Genomic DNA, 18,326 nt, shown 5'->3' with positions numbered 1-18,326 from the left:
TGCGCGGAGGTTTCTCTGGAAATCCTAATCGCGGACGGAGTCCGCTCCTACGGTTACAGGGAAACACGGCTTTTCGTAGGATGGCGTTGAGCGAAGCGATACCCATCAGCGCAACCGCATGGGTTTCGCAATCTCAACCCATCCTACGAAGAGCGCCCCCGCGGCACGGACAGCGCCCTCTCCCGCTTGCGGGTGAGGGCCGGGGAGAGGGCGCTACAAACTCTCCCTGACCGCCTCCAACCCCGGCCTCCCATCGACGGTCGCCACATCCTTCAACCACGGCTCCAGCACCTGCGGGTTCTTCTTCAGCCAGGCCTTCGCCGCGTCCTCGGGTTCCATCTTGTCATCCAGGATGGAGCCCATGATGGTGTTCTCCATGTCCAGCGTGAAGCTGAGGTTCTTCAGCAACTGCCCCACGTTCGGGCATTCGTCCACGTAGCCCTTGCGGGTGCTGGTGTAGACGGTGGCGTCGCCGAAGTCCGGGCCGAAGAAGGCGTCGCCGCCGGTGAGGAAGCGGATTCTGAAGCGGGTGTTCATCGGGTGCGGTTCCCAGCCCAGGAAGAGGATCGCGTTCTTCCTGCGGATGGCCCGGTCGACCTGGGACAGCATGCCCGACTCGCTGGACGCCACCACGTTGAAGCCGGCGTCCTTCAAGCCGAAGGCGTTCTGCTCGATGGCCTTGAGCACGGCATTGTTGCCGCCGTCGCCCGGCTCCAGGCCGTAGATCTTGCCGTTGAGTTCGTCCTTGAATCTGGGGATGTCCGCGAAGTCCTTCAGCCCGCGGTTCCAGAGCTCTTCCGGCACCGCCAGGGTGTACTTGGCGTGCTTGAGGTTGACGCGGACGATGTCGATCCTGCCGGCGTCGCGGTAGGGCTTCAGGTCCGGCTCCATGGTCGGGATCCAGGTGCCGAGGAAGACGTCCATGTTCTTGCCTTCGGCCAGCGCCTTGTAGGTCAGCGGCACCCCCAGCAGGGTCACCTTGGTCTTGTAGCCCAGGCCCTTGAGCAGGGTGTTGGCGATGGCGGTGGTGGACTGGATGTCGGTCCAGCCGGGGTCGGACATCCTGACCAGTTGGCACTGCGCGGGCTCGGCGGACTGCGCCGCAATGGGGAGAACGGCCAGGGCGCCCAGGAACAGCAGGGATGCAGCTTTCATCGGGAGAATCCTCAAGGCAAGGTTTTGTTTTTGTGGGTTGCGCCTGCGCAGGGCAGGCCCGCCTCACCGGCGTATGCCGATGGTCTTCCCGCAATAGCCGGGGTGCCGGGCCCCCTGGAACTGCCGGAAAAGCTCGGAAATCCGCGAATCCACCGCCCCGGCGAAGGCACTGGACCTGCCGGTTCGGCTGTCGATGTTCATCAGCATCTGCTCGCTCACCGCCAGGGGCTCGGCCGCGCCCTCGCGGTAGAGGTTGTGCACGATGTGCAGGCGCTTGAGGTCGCGGTCGATGAACGACGTGCGCACTTCCAGCGCCTCGTGCAGCTTCGCCTGGGCCAGGTAGTTGATGTGCGCTTCGAGGGTGAACAGGGTGTGCCCGGTGTCGGCCCGGCCCGCCGCGTCCAGGCCGATGCGCGCCATCAGCGCATCGGTGGCGTAGCTGAAGATGAGGAAGTAGAAAGCGTCGCGCAGGTGCTCGTTGTAGTCGATCCATTCGCGCAGCACGGGCGTTCGGTAGGTCAGCATGGCGTGTCCTGCTCTGAGGGGAGTTGGCTTACAGGTCCAGTTCCAGTGTCGCGGAAAGCGCGCGGGACACGCAGACCATCAGGGTGCGGTTGGTCTTGCGCTCCGCCTCGCTCAGCACGCTGTCGCGGTGGTCGGGGATGCCGGCCAGCACCCGGGTCTCGCAGGCGCCGCAGGTGCCCTCGCGGCAGGAGTTCTCGACGCAGACGCCGTTGGCCTCCAGCACCTGCAGGATGCTCTGTTCGGCCGGCACCTCCAGGCACTTGCCGCTGCGCGCGAGCTCGAGGGTGAAGGGCGCGTCGGCACCGGCCTTCTCCACCTGCCGCGGCGTGAACCATTCGAAGTGCACCTGCTCGGCGGGGAAGGCCCTGGCCGCCGCCTCCACCGCCAGCATCAGGGGCGTGGGGCCGCAGGTGTAGAGGTGCGCCCGCGCCGGCAGGCGGGCCAGGTTGCCGGCGATGTCGAACAGCCCGCCGGCCTCTTCGTCGGCATGCAGGGTCACCCGGCTGCCGTAGGCCGCGAGCTGGGCGAGGAAGGCCGCGCGTTCACGGCTGCGCACCAGGTAGAACAGCCGCCAGGGGCGCCGGTTCGCCTCGCACCAGTGGATCATCGAGAGGATCGGCGTGATGCCGATGCCGCCGGCGAAGAAGACCAACTCGGCGGCGTCCTCGAACAGCGGGAAGTGGTTGCGCGGCGGCGTGACGCTGAGCAGGTCGCCGACGCGCAACTGTTGGTGGACGTAGCGCGAACCGCCGCGGCTGGCCGGCGCCAGGCCGACACCGACGCGGTAGGCGTCGCGCTGCCGGGCGTCGCCGCATAGCGAATACTGGCGCACCAGGCCGCCGGGCAGGTGCAGTTCGATGTGCGCGCCGGGGGTGAAGGCCGGCAGCTCGCCGCCGGCGGGATCGCGCAGCTCGATGACCAGCGCGTCCCGGGCGGCGCTGGCGATCTCCGCCACCTGCAGTGTCAGACGTTGGACCGACATGATGACCTCTGCTCCTGGATCGGGGGCTACGGCTGGCGGAGCGCTTATGCCCCGCCAGCCTGCGAACGACCTCGACGGCTCATTTGCGCCGCAGGTTCGCGGTGGTCTTGAGCATCGCAGTGATCAGCTCGTCGCGGGCCCGGGAAAGCTCCGCCTGGGTGCCGTCGGCGGACTCGGCGGCCACGCCCTGGACCAGCAGCGCCGCGGTCTCGGCATCCAGCCGCGGGTCGCCCAGGTCGTCCCACCAGCGGTGGAAGCTCTCGGCGTACTTCTGGCAGAAGGACTCCAGGCCGCCAGGGCCGCCGCCCAGGTGGAACAGCAGCGTCGGCCCCATGGCCGCCCAGCGCAGCCCGGGCCCGGCCCACACGGCGGTGTCGACATCCTCGACGCTGGCCGCGCCGATCTTCACCAGGTGGATGGCCTCGCGCCAGAGCGCGGCCTGCAGGCGGTTGGCGACGTGGCCGGGGACTTCGCGGTGCACGCGGATGGTCACCTTGCCGACCTGCTGGTAGAAGCGTTCCGCGCCCTCGACCGCATCCTGCGCGGTGCGCTGGTTGCCCATGACCTCCACCAGCGGGATCAGGTGCGGCGGGTTGAACGGGTGGCCGAGGACGAAGCGCGATGGGTCCCGCCAGCCGGCCTGCATCTCGCTCAGCGGCAGGCCCGAGGCAGACGACGCGACTATGGCGCCGGCCTTCAGCAGCGGTTCGATTTCGGCATAGAGCGCATGCTTGATCCGGATGCGCTCGGGCACGCTCTCCTGGATGAAGTCGGCGTGCTTCACCGCGTCGGCGGCGTTGCGGTGGAAGCTCAGCTCGCCCGGCGCGCCCTCCTTCACCAGGCCCAGTTCCACCAGGGTGGGCCAGGCGTTCTTCACGTACTCGCGCACCTCGTCCTCCATCCCCTCGGCAGGGTCGAAGACCGCCACGTCACGGCCGGAGGCCAGGAACAACGCCGCCCAGCTGGCACCGATGACACCGGCGCCCAATACCGCCACATTCTGGAATTCACGCATCAGAAGAACCTCGGTTGGAGTGGAGAGGCGGCGGTCAGGCCGCCGTCGATGACATAGCACTGGCCGGTGACGAAGCCGGCCTGTTCACTGGCAAGCCAGGCCACCAGTTCGGCGACGTCCCGGGGCCGGCCGAAGCGCCCGGCGGGGTGCCGGGCCAGGGCATCGACCTTGGCTTTCCCGGGGTCGCGGGCCTGGGCGAAACCGTCCTCGGCCATGGCCGTCATGATCCAGCCCGGGCACACCGCGTTGCAGCGCACGCGCGGGCCATGGTCGATGGCGATGGAGCGCGTCAGGCCATGCACGAAGGCCTTGGAGGCGTTGTACAGGGCCATGGACGGATCGGCGTTAAGCCCGGAGATCGAGCCGAGGTTGACGATGCTGCCGCCCTGCTCCGCCATGACCGGCAGCACGGCGCGGCAGAGGTTGAAGGTGCCCTTGGCATTGATGCCCATGACCTGCTCCCAGTCCTCGTCGGTGGTGGCGTCGAGGGTCTTCTCCACCTGCACGCCGGCGTTGTTGACCAGCACCGTGGGCGCGCCGAAGTGTTCGAGAGTGAGTTCCACCACGCGCCCGGCATCGGCGCTGCGCGAGACGTCGGCCTGCACCCACAGCACCGCTTCATCCAGGTCGGCCGGTCGCTCTCCCCGGCCGCAGGTCGCGACCTGCGCGCCCTGGGCGAGGAACCGGTCGACGATGGCCCGGCCGATGCCGCGCCCGCCGCCCGTCACTATCACGATGTCCTTGTCCATGGCCTTCACCCGTGCGCGAACATGACGTGGCGGACGGCGGTGTAGGCTTCGAGGGCGAACACCGACATGTCGCAGCCATGCCCCGAGCCCTTCATGGCCGCCCAGGGCATCTCCGGCGTGGCCACGCCGTGGGTGTTCACCCAGGTGAAGCCGTAGCGCAGGCGGCTGCTGGCGGCCATGGCCCGCGCGCTGTCCCGCGTCCACACCGAGGAAGCCAGGCCGTAGCGGCCGGCGTTGGCGATGGCTATCGGGTCGTCCCCGGCGCCGAAGCGCGACACCGTGACCACCGGCCCGAAGATTTCAGAGGTGGCGATCTCCGCATCGTTGTCGACGTTGGCCACCACCGTGGGGCGGTAGAAGAAGCCTGGACGCTCCTCGGCGAAACCGCCGGCCACCACTTCGGCGCGCCCGCGGGCGCGCTCGACGAAGCCGGCCACGCGCTGGCGGTGCGCCTGGCTGATCAGCGGGCCCATCTCTGTGCCCGCCTCGCGCGGGCCGCCGGTGCGTATCGAGCCCACCGCGTCGGCCAGTGCGGCGACGACCCGCTCGTAGACCGCGTCGGCCACCAGCAGACGGCAGGGTTGCGCGCAATCCTGACCGGCATTGAAGAACGCGGTGCCGCGCAGGTTGGCGACCAGCTTGTCGACGTCGGCATCGGCGTAGACGATCACCGGCGCCTTGCCACCCAGTTCCAGATGCACCTGGCGCAGTTGCTGCGCCGCCGCGCGCATGGCCGCGGCGCCGGTGGCGGGCGATCCGGTGATGCTGACGCCTTCCATCCCAGCAGCATTGATAAGACGATCACCGATGCTCGCTCCTCTTCCGTTGATCACGTTGACCACGCCCTTGGGCACTACGTCCTGCAGCAACTCGGCCAGGCGCAGGGTCGACAGCGGCGTCAGCTCCGAGGGCTTGAGCACCACCGTGCAGCCGGCCGCCAGCGGCGCGGCCAGCTTCCAGGCGGCCATCATCAGCGGGTAGTTCCAGGGCGCGATGGCCGCCACCGGGCCCAGCGGGTCGCGGCGGATCAGGCTGGTGTGTCCGGCCACGTATTCGCCGGCGGCGACGCCCGCCAGGGTGCGCGCCGCACCGGCGAAGAAGCGGAAGCTGTCGAGGGTCAGCGGCATCTCGTCGTCCAGCGCCGACGGCCAGGGCTTGCCGACGTTGGCGCTTTCCAGCGCGGCCAGCTCCGGCGCGTGAGCCTCGATGACTGCGGCGATGTCCAGCAGCAGGGCGGAGCGTTCGGCAGGCGTGCTGCGGCCGTAACGGTGGAAGGCTTCCTCCGCCGCGCGGGCGGCGGCGTCCACCTGTTGCGGACTGGCCTCGTGGGCCTGGGCGATGCGCTCGCCGCTGGCGGGGTCGATCACCGCCAGGGCCTCGCCCTCGCCCGCCACCAGTTCGCCGTCGATCAGCATTCGGGTTTGCATGAGCTTCTCCCTTCTCAGAACTCGACCTTGTCGCCGCCCTTGAGCCCCAGGCGCGCGCGGGCTTCGGCCGGCGTGGCGACCTTGAGGCCGAGGCTTTCGACGATCGAACGGATCTTGCGCACCTGCTCGGCGTTGCTTCTGGCCTTCTCGCCCGGCGCGATGTAGAGGCTGTCTTCCAGGCCGACGCGCAGGTTGCCGCCCAGCAGCGCGGCCTGGGTGGCGAAGTGCATCTGGTTCTTGCCGGCGGCCAGCACCGACCATTCGTAGTCCTTGCCGAACAGCTTCTGGGCGATGGTGTGCATGTGCATCAGGTTGTCCAGGTCGGCGCCGACGCCGCCCAGCACGCCGAACACCATCTGCACGAAGAACGGCGGCTTGATCCAGCCCTGGTCGATGACCCAGGCCAGGTTGTAGAGGTGGCCCAGGTCGTAGCACTCGAACTCGAAGCGCGTGCCGTGGCCCTCGCCCAGCTCCTTCACGATGTACTCGATGTCGGCGAAGGTGTTGCGGAAGATGAAGTCGCGGGTGCTGTCGAGGAAGGCCGGCTCCCAGTCGTGTTTCCAGCTCGGGTACCTGGCCTTCATCGGGAAGATGCCGAAGTTCATCGAGCCGACGTTCAGCGAGGCCATTTCCGGGCTCAGGCTCACCGCGGCGCGCAGGCGCTCCTCGCGGCTCATGCCCAGGCCGCCGCCGGTGGAGACGTTGAGCACCGCGTCGCTGGCGCCCCTGATCTGCCCCATGAAGTCGCGGAACAGCTCGGGGCGCGGGTCGGGCTTGCCGGTCTCGGGGTGGCGGGCATGCAGGTGGATGATCGAGGCGCCCGCCTCGGCCGCCTCGATGGACGAGCGGGCGATCTCGTCCGGGGTGATCGGCAGGTATTCGGACATGGTCGGCGTGTGCACGCCGCCGGTGGTGGCGCAGGTGATGATGACGGACTTGGGCATGGTCGCTCTCACAGTTTCATTTGTTGGACTTGGGCGGTCAGCCCGCCATCGAGCACCCACAGCTGCCCGGAGGCGTAGCGGGCTTCGTCACCGGCGAGCCAGTTCACCAGGTTGGCGACGTCCTCCGGGGTGCCGTAGCGGCGCAGCGGGTGCACGTCGCGCACGGCCGCTTCCAGGCTCTGGATGTCGCCGTGGTCGCGGAAGAAGCTGCGCAGCATCGGGGTGTCCACGTAGCCGGGGCAGACGGCGTTGACGCGGATGCCCTCGGGGCCGTGGTCGCAGGCCATGGCGCGGGTCAGCGCGTGCACCGCGCCCTTGGTGGCGCAGTAGGCGGCCAGCCCCGGGTCGGCGATGAAGCCGTCGTAGGAGCCGAAGTTGACGATGCTCGCCGCGCCGCTGTCGCGTAGCAGCGGCAGGGCGAATTTCGAGACCAGAAAGGTGCCGGTGACGTTCACCGCGAAGATGCGGTTCCAGTCTTCCAGGCTGGTCTGCTCGATGGTCTTCTCGATCTCGATGCCGGCGGCGTTGACCAGGACGTCGAGCTTGCCGGCCCGCGCCTGCACCGTCGCCATGGCCTGGCGCACGCTCTCCTGCGAGCTGACGTCGAGCGGGACGAAGGTCGTGCCCGGCACGGCCGCGGACTCCTTCAGGTCGGCGGCGAACACCGTGGCGCCTTCCCTGACGAAGCGCGCGCAGATGGCGCGGCCGATCCCGCCCAGGCCGCCGGTGACGAAGGCGACCTTCCCTTGCAGCGCGCCGCTCATGCCTCGACTCCCTGTTCATACGCGCCCAGCACCAGGCCATGGAAGTGGTGCAGCGCGTGCTCGGACTTGCCCGAGCCGTTGGGGTCGGTGACGATGCGTCCCTGCTCGAAGGCCGGCGTGCGCATGCCGCGCTGGACGTTCTCCACCAGGGCGATGTCCTCCACCTGCAGCACTTCGTCGAGGTAGCGGATGGCTTCCTTCTCCATCTCGTTCGCCTCGGGCGTTTCGAGGAAGAAGTCGTAGGTCTCGTAGGTCAGGTCGGGGCCGGCCGGGATGATGTGCAGCACGATCATCGAGCTGCGCCCCGGGTAGCGCATCAGGCAGGTGTTGGGCCACAGCCACCACACCGCGTGGGTGCGCACCTTGGCCTGGGAGGTGTCGTAGGCGCTGTTCTGGCCCTGGCCGGCCTCGGCCATGTGGCTGGAGTAGATGCCGTGGGTGCGCACCTTGTAGGTGCTCATGTCCACCAGGGTGCAGAAGTCCTTGTGCGCCGTCGGGCAGTGGTAGCACTCCAGGAAGTTGTCGACGACGTTCTTCCAGTTGGACTTGATGGCGTAGGTCAGGCGGTGGCCGAAGGTCAGGTTGGCGATGTCCGGCGCCCAGTGCAGGATCTCCTCCTGCAACTCGCCGGACTGCTCGCGCAGCGGCCGCGCGGCGGGGTCGAGGTTGACGAAGATGAAGCCGCAGAACTCCTCGACCTGCACGGGGCTGAGGTGGATCTCGCCCTTGTCGAACTCCTTCAGGCCGCCGACGTGGGGCGCGCCGCTGAGCTGGCCGTCCAGGCCGTAGCACCAGGAGTGGTAGGGGCAGATGATGCGGTTGACCTTGCCCTCGCCGCTGAGCACCGGGTGCGCGCGGTGCTTGCAGACGTTGTAGAAGGCCCGCAGCTCGCCGTCGTGGTCGCGCACCACGGCGATGGGGTTGCCGGCGATTTCCGCAGTGGTGTAGGTGCCCGGCTCGCGGACCTTTTCCACGTGGCAGACCCACTGCCAGGACTTGGCGATGATCTGCTGCTGGTCCAGGCGGAACCATTGCGGGTCGACGTAGGCGTCCGCGCGCAGCGACTGGGAGATCAGCGGGTCCGGGTGGTAGCCCCGGGCGATGTTCTGGAGTTGTACTTTGGAGATGACTTCAGACATATCAGCGGCCTTCCGGTACAGGAAATTCCTGGGTTTGTGTTCTTGTCTCGGGGCCGATAGTGGTCGTCGCGGGGCGGGGGAAATGTGCAGGATTCGCCGCGTTTTTTTCGTTTTTGGCCATGGTCGCTTTTGGATATGAACGTCCTGTTTGCGACCGCCCTGGGCCGGGCGCGCAGGCTCCCGCCGCCCGCGCGGGGCGGGTTGCAGGGTGTCAGCAGTGGCTTTGGGGGAAAGGCGTCAGGGCGTGACCTGGTGCATCGGCCAGGCCCGGAACTCGAAGGGAATGCGGCCGTCGAGGCGGTCGCGGCGCGGCGTCAGGCCAAAGCGCTCGCGGTAGATGCGGCTGAAGTGCGACTGGTTGGCGAAGCCCGAGGCCACGGCGATCTCCATCAGCGACATGTCGGTCTGGGTCACCAGGCAGCGCGCGCGGTCCAGGCGGATGTCGCGGTAGTACAGCGCCGGGCTCTTCTGCACGATCTGGTTGAACAGGCGGTCGAGCTGGCGCTGGGAGATGCCGATGCGCTCGCAGATGTCCGGGATCGGCACGGCCTCCTCCAGATTCTGCTCCATGATGCGGATGGCCTGCTTGACCAGGTCCGGCACGGTGTTGCCCAGCGGCTGCGGCGTCTCCGGGTTCTGCTGCGTGCCCAGCGGGCGCAGGCGCTCGTGGAACAGGTAGCGCGCGGTTTCGTTGGCCAGGGTGTCGCCGTGCAGCGAGCGGATGACGTGCAGCGCGCAGTCGGTGGACGCAGCGCCGCCGCAGCAGGTGATGCGCTTGCCGTCCATCACCAGCATGTCTTCGCAGATCTCCACCTCCGGATACAGCTCCTTCAGCGAATCGATGTGCTCGTAGTGCCCGGTGGCGCGCTTGCCGTTGAGCAGCCCGGCCTCGGCCAGTAGGTAGACACCGGTGTCCAGCGCGCCGAGCACCACCCCTTCCCTTGCCCACAGTCGCAGCGCCGCGCTCAGCGCCGGGCTGTGCAGCGTCTCCGGGTTCCAGCTGGAAGACAGCATCACCAGGTCGGGCACGCCCTGCACCTGGGCCAGCGCCCGGGTGTCGGTGCTCATGGCATTGCTCGCCACCACCGGCCCGCCGTTCATCGACACCACCTCCCAGTGGAAATGGGTGTGGCCGCTCAGGTAGTTGGCGGCGCGGAACGGGTCGATGAAGGCCGTGGTGGCCGCCAGGTTGTAGTGCGGGAACACCAGGACGAGGATCGAGAACGGCGCGGAAGGTTGAACCGGCATACAGGGTCACCGCAGGGCCGATTGAAAGGAGATGGCTATCCAGGAATATCACAGAGTAGCCCGGCCATCCGTATCGAACGCACGCTGGCTGGCCTGGGTACGCCCCGGGTGCGGGTAGCGCCGGGCACTGGGCCGGACGGCCGGGTTCGGCGGCTGCCTGCACCGCCGAAACCCGATCAGCAGTCAACGGTCATGTGCGAAAACGTCGCACCAAGGCATCCAGTTCGCTGGAAAGGCCGGCCAGGCTCTCGGAATCCTGGCGTGCGGCATGCGCCAGCTCTGCCACCAATTGAGCATCCCCATGGATCTGGCTGATATGGAGATTGATGTCCTCGGCCACTTGGTGCTGTTCTTCGGCGGCGGTGGCAATCTGGGTGTTCATGTCACGGATGATGTCCACCGACTCGCGGATCTGGCCGAAGCTATCACGGGCCAAGCCGATACGGCTGACCGACTGCTGGGATACCTCGAGGCTGGCGTGCATCTGATCGGCAACCTGGGCAGTGCGCGCCGCCAGGTTCCCCAACAGACCGTCAATCTCGGCCGTCGAGTCGGCGGTGCGCTTGGCCAGCGCCCGGACCTCATCGGCGACCACTGCAAAGCCACGGCCCTGGTCGCCGGCCCGGGCGGCCTCGATGGCGGCATTCAGGGCCAGCAGGTTGGTCTGTTCGGCGATCGAGCGAATGGTGCCGAGAATCGACTGGATGGCGTTGCTGTCGCGCTCCAGCTGCTGAATCGACAGCGCCGACTGTTCGATCTCGTGGCTCAGGCGATCGACACTTTGCACCGCCGCATCGATCTGGTGCTGGCCTTCGCGAGCCTGCTGCTGTCCATTGTCGGCCGACTGGGCAGCCTGGCTGCAAGAGCGGGCGACCTCGTTGGCAGTGGCAACCATCTCGTGGAACGCGGTGGAAACCATGTCCACGGCCTCGCGCTGGCGGCTGGCGGCCTCGGCCATGTCGTTGGAAACCCGGGTCGAGCGGCTCGACGTGCCGAGGATATTGCCGGCAGCCACGCCGATGTGCTGGATCAGGCCCCGGATAGCCTCGAGGAACTGGTTGAACCAGTCGGCCAACAGCGCGGTTTCGTCGCGGCCACGGACCTGCAATCGACGGGTCAGATCGCCTTCCCCCTGGGCGATGTCCTCCAGGCCGCTGGCCACGCCGTTGATCGGGCGGACGATGAGTTTGGCGAAGGCGGCGCCTATGACGGCGAAGGTGGCCGCCAGAATCACCGCGATCAGGCCGATCAGCCAGGCAAGATGAGTGGTCTCCTGCATCACCTCGTCATGACGAATCAACCCGATGAAAGTCCATCCCAATTTCTCGTCCGGATGGACATTGGCCATGTAGCGTTCGCCATCGATACTGACCTCGACGAAACCTCGGGCCGTCCTGGCGAGCTCGGCATAGCCATTGCCAAGGCTGGACAGTTGCTTGAAGTTGTGGCCGGCATCATGGGGGTCGACCATCACGTTGCCGCCCTGCTCGACCAGCATCAGATAGCCGCTTTCACCGAGCTTGATGTTCCTGACGATTTCCGTGAGGCCCTTGAGGGATACATCGATATTCACGACGCCGCCCACCTGCCCCAACCGATTCGTCACGGCCCGCACCGTGCTGATCAAGACGGCGTTGTCTGCCGCCCAGGTATAAGCGCCCGTGCGCACGGTCTTGCCGGGGTTGGCCATGGCCAATTCATACCAGGGCCGCCGGCGCGGGTCATAGTTGGAAAACTTCTGTCCGGCAGGCCAGGAAACATAGCCACCGTCGCTCACGCCATAAGACACATAAGCGTACTCAGGGTGAGTGCTCGCCAGCCGAGTGAAGAATTCAAGCAGCTGCTTGTCGTGTTCACCAAGCGCAACGGCGTCCGTGCTCGAATTCAAGTACTTGTTCAGGTTGCCGCCTGTATCCGCAATCAAGGGTTGCGCCGCCAGGTAGTCCACATTCTGGTCGATCCCCTGGAAGAATATTTTCATGGCGTTGCTCACCTGGCGAATCTCCCGGCTGCTACCGTCGAGAAAATCGTCCCTGGCTTTGTCACGCAGGTTGAGAATGACCAGTATCGCCACGAGAGCGATGGGGAACCCTGCAATAAAGGCGAACGCCAATGTCAGTTTCTGTTTGATTTTCATGCGCGCGGCAACTCTTCTCGACCGACGCATGGGGCGACCTCGGGATCGATCCATGATCGGATTCGCTGTATGGGAAATATTGATGGCAGATGGAAAGCACCCTGGAAGTTTCGTCGCGACAGGCTCCGGTATCCAACTTCGGCGCACCCGCCGCAAAGCCACGGTACTTCTCAGGGGTGATTCAGGGATGATTCAGGAATGATGCGAATGCATCGGCGTTTCCAAGGCTTGCCGGCCGTTCATTACTTTATTGACCTGACACACCCATAGCGCACCTCCCTGGAGGGTGAGTAGCCATAGAACGATGCGTAGCACTTGCTGAAATGGCTGGGCGATACGAAGCCGCAGGCAACCCCCACGTCGAGGATCGGCAGGTCCGAATGCTGCAGCAGGCGGCGGCTTTCGGTGATGCGCAGCTCCAGGTAGTAGCGTACCGGCGTGGTGCCGAGCTGTTCGCGGAACAGCCGTTCGATCTGTCGCTTGGAGCGGCCGACGTACTGGGAAATCTGGTCCTGGCTCAGCGGCTCCTCGATGTTGGCACTCATCAGGTTGATGGCGTCGCGCAGCGGCTGGCTCATCTTCTCGTGCAGCGTCGGGCGCGTCCTCCGGTAGCGGGACTCCTCGAAGGCAAGGATGTCGACGATGGCGTCCACCAGCGCGCGGCCGTGCTGCTTGTTGATCCACTCCAGCACCAGGTTGAAGGCGCCGGTCGGACTCGCCGCGGTCAGGCGATTGCGGTCGACCATGTAGCTCTCGCTGGTCACCAGGCTTTCCCGGGCGGTTTCCGCCAGCGCAGCGCGGTGCTCCGGATGGATCGCGCACTTGTAGCCGTCGAGCAGCCCGGCCTGACCGAGGAACCAGGCGCCGTTCCACAGCCCCGCCAGGGCCACGCCCTTCTCGTCCGCGGCATGCAGCAGATGGGTGAGCGCCGGGTGGGGACGCAGCGGCGTGCGCAACCCGCCGCAGATCACCAGCAGGTCCAGCTCCTGCAGATGCCGGCTCTCCAGCGCCGCGTTCGGGCAGATGACCAGGCCCAGGTCGCTCGCCACCGACTCGCCGTCCAGGCTGAAGGTCCGTGTGACGAAGGCCCCGGCGCGGATCAGGTTGGCGGTGACCAGGGTATCCAGGGCCTGGGTGAAGGCCGGCAGGGAGAAATGCTCGAGCAGGACGAAGCCCACCCGCGCCTGGCGTCCCGGCTCGTTCTTCTTCTCTTCGATGAAGCGGAGGTTCTGCCCCTGCAGGGCGCCGCTGAATTGCCTTCTCGCGACCAATCTCTATCTCTACCAACTGGCGTTCATATCAGGCGAGGGAAACCCCCGCGCACCGTTCAAGCGACCTGGAAGCCGTGGGCCAACGGGTCGCGGTCATCGACGAAAATCGTGTTGTGTCCCGTCACCTGCGCCCAGCCGGCGACGCTGGGCAGGATGCCCTGGTAGGCGCCCACCCGGGCGGGAGCTTCGATCCGCCCATTGTAGACAGTCCCGATCAGGCTTTCGCTACGGTAGCTGTCGCCCACCGCAAGCCGGCCCTTGCCATGCAACTGCGCCATGCGGGCGGAGGTGCCCGTGCCGCCGGGGGAGCGGTCGATGGCCTTGTCGCCATAGAACACCACGCAGCGGCCATCGGATTCGCCGCTGCGGCCCGTATCGCACCAGATCGCGTGGTGGACGCCACGAATCCGGCCATCCTCGGGATGCACCGGATCGCAGATGCCGGCCAGGACGGCGCGCAAGTTTCGGCTGTGGGTGACGATCTCGGATGAGGGCAGGCCATCCAGGCCCGGCCAGTTCCCTTGCGGCTCGACGACCGCGTAGTAGTTGCCGCCGTAGGCGATGTCGACGAGCAGGCGGCCCAGCCCCGGCACTTCGACTTCCACGTCAGCCTGGTGCAGGTAGCTCGGCACGTTGAACAGGCGTACCGACTCGACCTTGTCGCCGACCTGGGTGTACTCGACCTCCACCTTGCCGGCCGGGGTCTCGATCGCCAGCCTTCCCGGTGTGCGGGGCACGACCAGGCCTTCCTCGATCACCACGGTGGAAAGGCCGATGGTGCCGGCCCCGCACATCGGCAGGCAGCCACTGACCTCGATGAACAGTACGGCGAAATCGCAGTCGCTGCGCACCGAGGGGTAGATGATCGCCCCGGACATCACGTCGTGCCCCCGGGGCTCGAACATCAGGGCCTTGCGCACCCAGTCGTGCTCGCGCACGAACAGTTCGCGCCGCTCGGCCATGCCCAGGTGGGGCATCAGCGGGGCGCCACCGGCGACGACCCGCACCGGGTTGCCGCAGGCATGGGAATCGATGCAGAAGAACGAATGGCGCACGCTATCTCTCCTCAGGCCATCCTGCGCACGGTGCGACGCTGCAGCGCCCCGCGCGACAGGCGGTCCAGCAGCAGGGCGACGGCGACGATAGCCAGCCCGGCGCGCAGGCCCAGGCCCATTTCCATGCGCGTCAGGCCGCGGGTCACTTCCGCGCCCAGCCCGCCGGCGCCGACCAGGCCGGCCAGCACCACCATGGCCAGGGACAGCAGGATGCACTGGTTGAGCCCGACCATCAGCGTCGGTGTGGCGGTGGGAATCTCGATCTTGAAGAGGATGTCCCGCGGCTTGGCGCCCATGGCCTGGCCCAGTTCGAGCAGGTCCTTGGGGATCTGGTTGAAGGCCAGGGTGGTGAGCCGCATCATCGGCGGGATGCCGTAGACGATGGTGGCGATGATCGCCGGCACCTTGCCCAGGCTGAAGATGATCACCGCGGGGATCAGGTACACCCACGGCGGCACCGTCTGCATGATGTTGAGCAGCGGGCGCACGGCGGCGTCCAGGCGCTTCACCCGAGAAGCCAGGATGCCCAGCGGGAAGGCGATGGCCACCGAGATCAGCACCGCGACCGAGACCAGCGCGATGGTCTGCATCGATGCCGTCCACAGCCCCGAGACCAGGCAGAAGCCGAGCATGAAGACCGACAGCAGCGCCGCGCGAAGGTTGATGAGGAAGTACGCCAGCACGGCCACCACGGCGATGAGCACATAGGCGGGGGTGGCCAGCAGCGCGCCCTCCACGCCGCCCAGCACAGCCTCTATCACCTTGCTGATAGCCGCGAACAGCGGGTGCAGGTTGGCGTTCAGCCAGTCCACCGCCGGGGCGAGGTAGCGGCCCGGGGAAAAGGTCATTTCAGCGAGACTCATGGCTAGCCTCCCGTCCGATGCGCGAGGCGCTCTGCGCCAGGCGGTCGAGGATCAAGGTCAGGATGACGATGGCGATCGCCGCGTCGATCGACTTGGCGATATCGAGGGTGCGGATGGCACCGTAGATCGACTCCCCGAGCCCACCGGAACCGACGATGCCGGCGATCACCACCATGCCGAAGGCCATCATCAGGCTCTGGTTCACGCCGGTCATGATGCTCGGCAGAGCGAACGGCAGGCGGATCTTGAAGAACAGCTGCCAGCCGTTGGTGCCGCTGGCCTGGCCCAGTTCGATGAACTCCTTGGGCGTCATGCGGATACCCAGCGAGGTCAGGCGGAACACCGGCGGCACGGCGACGATGAAGGTCGCCACCATGGCCGTCGCCGGCCCATAGCCGAGCAGCGCGATCGCCGGCAGCAGGTAGATGTAGGGCGGCAACGTCTGGATCAGGTCCAGCACCGGCTCGACCACCTTGTCCAGCGCCGGCAACAGCCCCGCGGCCACGCCGGCGGGCACGCCCACCAGCAGCGCCAGGGTGGTGGCGGTAAGGACCAGGGCGAGCGTGCTCATGGTCTCGCCCCACAGACCCATGACCGCGCAGAAGACCAGCGTGAGGGCCGAGAGCACGCCGAAGCGCAGATTGGCGGCAAGCCGCCAGGCCAGTACGCCGATGACCAGCGCCACCACGTAGAAGGGCGCCAGGTTGAGCACCCACAGGACGGCCTCGTAGAGCCCCTTGAGTGCGTCGTTGATGAGATCGAAGGCCGACGCGCCGTTGTCCGAGACCCATTCCAGGGCCGAGTCGACCGTCGCATCGAAGCCGGCGGCGAAGTCTGCAATGTTCATCGCGAAGCCTCCAGCAGCGCCCCCGAACGAGCGTCCTGGGACTCGTCCGGAGCCCCCTGGACTCCGCGCAGCAGGTCACGCTGGGTGATCACCCCGAGCATCTCGCCCTGGTCGACGACCACCACCGCGTCGCGCTCGGAACGCACCATCAGGTTGATCAACTCGTCCAGGTCGGCCTGCGGGGAGGCGGTGTTGAGCTTGCCGAGGTCGACGGCGGGATGGGCCGCCCGGTAGGCATCGACTGGGGTCATCACCGAATGGGCCTTGACCAGGTGCAACCGCGAGATGCCGGCGACGAAGTCGGCCACATAGGCATCCGCCGGCTTCAGCACGATTTCCTCGGCGGTGCCCTCCTGGATGATCACCCCGTCCTTCATGATGGCGATGCGGTCGCCGATGCGGATGGCCTCTTCCAGGTCGTGGGTGATGAATACCGCGGACTTGCCGAGGGATTTGGTGAGCTGGCGGAACTCGTCCTGCAGCTGGCGGCGGATCAGCGGGTCCAGCGCGCTGAAGGGCTCGTCCATGAGGATGATTTCCGGGTCCGCGGCGATGGCGCGGGCCAGGCCGACGCGCTGCTGCATGCCCCCCGAAAGCTCGGAGGGATAGCGCGACGCCCAGTCGGAAAGACCGACCTTGGCCAGCGCCTGCTCGGCCACCCGCTGCCGCTCGGCCTTGGCGACGCCTTGCACCTCCAGGCCGAAGGCGGCGTTCTCCAGCACCGTGCGGTGGGGCAGCAACGCCACGCTCTGGAACACCATGCCAATGTGCTTGGCCCGTACTTCACGCAAGGCCGCCGCGTCCAGCTTGGCCAGGTCCTGGCCCTTGACCAGAACCTGGCCGGCGCTCGGCGTGATCAGCTTGTTGAGCAGGCGAATCAGCGTCGACTTGCCGCTACCCGAAAGTCCCATGATGCAGAAGATCTCGCCACGGCGGACCTTCAGGCTCACATCGGACACGCCAACGACACAGCTGAAATCCTGCAGGATCTGTTTCTTGGTCAGACCCCGCTCCAGGTACGCCTTCATGGCGGCGGAAGCGTTGTCACCGAAGATTTTCCAGACCGACTGGCAACTCACCAGTACGTCGTCGACGTCATTACTCAAGGTATTCATTTCGCACCCTTGAACCAGAGCACTCTGGTCTAATTATTAATATCGAGTAGGCAGCGGCAATTCAGATGGAGCTCAGTACTTCTTGATGTTCTCCCAGCGCTTGAGCAGGTCCGCATGCTTGTCGGTCCAGTCCTTCACGGCCTGGTCCATCGACTTGCCGTCCTTCACTTCGCCATTGATCGCGGTGATGTCCGCCAGGGGGACATAGACGCTGGCGATGACTTCACGCGCGTGCGGGTCTTCCGCCGAGAACCCCTTGTGGGCTATCCAGTAGTAGCCTTGCGGCGGGGCGAAGGAGCCCTTGGGGTCCTTGAGGAACTTCAGGTCGAACTTCTGGAACATCCAGGACGGCTCCCAGATGGTCACGGCGATCCACTCCTTGCGGTCGATGGCCGACTTGAGGGCGGCGGTCATGGCCGCGGAGCTGCCTTCGAGCAGGTTCAGCTTCAGCCCGTAGTCGCCGACGGCCTTGGCCGCGTCGCTCATCAGGCCGGAACCGGGCTCGATGCCGACGATCTTGTTGCCGAACTTGTCGGCGTTCTCGTTGAGCTGCTCCATCGAGTCGATGGTCACGTACTTGGGCACGGCAACCGCCTGGTAGAGCCCATGGGAAACGGGCGAGAGCTTTTCCAGGCGGTTCTTGTTCTTGTTCCAGTAGTCCTGCGCAACATAGTCGATCTGCGAGGCGAGGATCTGGATGTCACCCTTGCTCAGGGCGGCATAGGCGATACCCCATTCCGAGAACGAGGTGACCTTCACCGTATAGCCGGAATCTTCCAGGACCTTCTTGGTGATACCGGTGATGGGCGTCAGGTCTTCCCAGGAAAGCGTGCCCATGTTGATGACCTTTTCCTCGGCATGGGCCTGGAACATGGTCATGCCGACTACCGCCACGGCGCATAGCGTCTTCCACAACTTTTTCATGGTTCTTCCTCTGCTGCTTGGTGCTGTTTGAGCCCACCCTGTGGCGGCCCGTTTCTTATGGCAGCCGGCGCGCATGCGCCGAATGCATTCGTTGCCAGCAAGCGGGCGCACGCACCCACTCGACCGGCTCGCAAGCGAGCCGGTCGGCGTTCCTTGCTATTCATTT

Annotated in this window: 17 protein-coding genes and 1 pseudogene; all 18 read right to left on the bottom strand. The window is 66.5% G+C overall.

Annotated features, from left to right (window positions below; genetic code table 11):
- Nucleotides 1-213: 213 nt before the first annotated feature.
- A complete protein-coding gene (gene choX, locus FG99_RS29805) occupies nucleotides 214-1,155 on the bottom strand; it encodes a choline ABC transporter substrate-binding protein (RefSeq protein WP_043273826.1) in 942 nt (313 codons plus the stop codon).
- Between the two features lie 63 nt (nucleotides 1,156-1,218).
- On the bottom strand, nucleotides 1,219-1,680 hold the full coding sequence (locus FG99_RS29800; RefSeq protein WP_043273825.1) for a thioesterase family protein: 462 nt from the start codon (nucleotides 1,678-1,680) through the stop codon (nucleotides 1,219-1,221).
- 28 nt (nucleotides 1,681-1,708) lie between these two features.
- The gene (locus FG99_RS29795; protein ID WP_043273824.1) at nucleotides 1,709-2,662 is read right to left on the bottom strand and encodes a PDR/VanB family oxidoreductase; all 954 of its coding nucleotides are present in this window, start codon (nucleotides 2,660-2,662) and stop codon (nucleotides 1,709-1,711) included.
- A 79-nt stretch (nucleotides 2,663-2,741) separates the two neighbouring features.
- Nucleotides 2,742-3,677, bottom strand: coding sequence for a 3-hydroxyacyl-CoA dehydrogenase NAD-binding domain-containing protein (locus tag FG99_RS29790; protein ID WP_043273822.1), 936 nt, complete (start codon nucleotides 3,675-3,677; stop codon nucleotides 2,742-2,744).
- Entirely contained in the window at nucleotides 3,677-4,426 is a 750-nt protein-coding gene (locus FG99_RS29785; protein WP_043273821.1) for an SDR family NAD(P)-dependent oxidoreductase, read from the bottom strand. Before FG99_RS29785 ends, FG99_RS29790 begins: the two co-directional genes overlap by 1 nt.
- Before the next feature lie 5 nt (nucleotides 4,427-4,431).
- Nucleotides 4,432-5,853, bottom strand: a complete 1,422-nt coding sequence (locus tag FG99_RS29780) for an aminobutyraldehyde dehydrogenase (RefSeq protein WP_043273819.1) — start codon at nucleotides 5,851-5,853, stop codon at nucleotides 4,432-4,434.
- A 14-nt stretch (nucleotides 5,854-5,867) separates the two neighbouring features.
- Nucleotides 5,868-6,797 carry a 3,5-dioxohexanoate:acetyl-CoA acetone transferase gene (locus tag FG99_RS29775; protein ID WP_043273818.1) on the bottom strand — a complete coding sequence of 310 codons (930 nt, stop codon included), beginning with the start codon at nucleotides 6,795-6,797 and terminating at the stop codon, nucleotides 5,868-5,870.
- 8 nt (nucleotides 6,798-6,805) lie between these two features.
- The gene (locus FG99_RS29770) at nucleotides 6,806-7,561 is read right to left on the bottom strand and encodes an SDR family NAD(P)-dependent oxidoreductase (protein WP_043273817.1); all 756 of its coding nucleotides are present in this window, start codon (nucleotides 7,559-7,561) and stop codon (nucleotides 6,806-6,808) included.
- Nucleotides 7,558-8,700 (bottom strand): aromatic ring-hydroxylating oxygenase subunit alpha, encoded by a 1,143-nt coding sequence (locus tag FG99_RS29765; protein WP_043273816.1) that lies wholly within the window; start codon nucleotides 8,698-8,700, stop codon nucleotides 7,558-7,560. Before FG99_RS29765 ends, FG99_RS29770 begins: the two co-directional genes overlap by 4 nt.
- Nucleotides 8,701-8,937: 237 nt before the next feature.
- Nucleotides 8,938-9,948 carry a GlxA family transcriptional regulator gene (locus FG99_RS29760; RefSeq protein WP_043273815.1) on the bottom strand — a complete coding sequence of 337 codons (1,011 nt, stop codon included), beginning with the start codon at nucleotides 9,946-9,948 and terminating at the stop codon, nucleotides 8,938-8,940.
- Between the two features lie 190 nt (nucleotides 9,949-10,138).
- Entirely contained in the window at nucleotides 10,139-10,867 is a 729-nt protein-coding gene (locus FG99_RS33385; RefSeq protein WP_371263891.1) for a methyl-accepting chemotaxis protein, read from the bottom strand.
- A 129-nt stretch (nucleotides 10,868-10,996) separates the two neighbouring features.
- Nucleotides 10,997-11,929, bottom strand: a pseudogene (locus FG99_RS33380) (cache domain-containing protein); the annotation flags it as partial.
- Between the two features lie 398 nt (nucleotides 11,930-12,327).
- The gene (locus FG99_RS29750; protein WP_043273813.1) at nucleotides 12,328-13,356 is read right to left on the bottom strand and encodes a GlxA family transcriptional regulator; all 1,029 of its coding nucleotides are present in this window, start codon (nucleotides 13,354-13,356) and stop codon (nucleotides 12,328-12,330) included.
- 56 nt (nucleotides 13,357-13,412) lie between these two features.
- The gene (locus FG99_RS29745; RefSeq protein ID WP_043273812.1) at nucleotides 13,413-14,411 is read right to left on the bottom strand and encodes a 4-hydroxyproline epimerase; all 999 of its coding nucleotides are present in this window, start codon (nucleotides 14,409-14,411) and stop codon (nucleotides 13,413-13,415) included.
- A gap of 11 nt (nucleotides 14,412-14,422) precedes the next feature.
- Nucleotides 14,423-15,274 (bottom strand): ABC transporter permease, encoded by an 852-nt coding sequence (locus tag FG99_RS29740; protein WP_043273810.1) that lies wholly within the window; start codon nucleotides 15,272-15,274, stop codon nucleotides 14,423-14,425.
- The gene (locus FG99_RS29735; RefSeq protein ID WP_043273808.1) at nucleotides 15,261-16,121 is read right to left on the bottom strand and encodes an ABC transporter permease; all 861 of its coding nucleotides are present in this window, start codon (nucleotides 16,119-16,121) and stop codon (nucleotides 15,261-15,263) included. Before FG99_RS29735 ends, FG99_RS29740 begins: the two co-directional genes overlap by 14 nt.
- Nucleotides 16,118-17,236, bottom strand: coding sequence for a quaternary amine ABC transporter ATP-binding protein (locus tag FG99_RS29730; protein ID WP_043273806.1), 1,119 nt, complete (start codon nucleotides 17,234-17,236; stop codon nucleotides 16,118-16,120). The genes FG99_RS29735 and FG99_RS29730 overlap by 4 nt, the downstream gene beginning before the upstream one ends.
- A gap of 72 nt (nucleotides 17,237-17,308) precedes the next feature.
- Nucleotides 17,309-18,160, bottom strand: coding sequence for a glycine betaine ABC transporter substrate-binding protein (locus FG99_RS29725; RefSeq protein WP_043273804.1), 852 nt, complete (start codon nucleotides 18,158-18,160; stop codon nucleotides 17,309-17,311).
- Nucleotides 18,161-18,326 lie beyond the last annotated feature (166 nt).

Origin of the sequence: Pseudomonas sp. AAC, assembly GCF_000725445.1 — a bacterium.
GTDB lineage: Bacteria > Pseudomonadota > Gammaproteobacteria > Pseudomonadales > Pseudomonadaceae > Pseudomonas > Pseudomonas citronellolis.
Note: the sequence above shows the minus strand (reverse complement) of the source record. Positions and strands in the feature narration are given on the sequence as shown.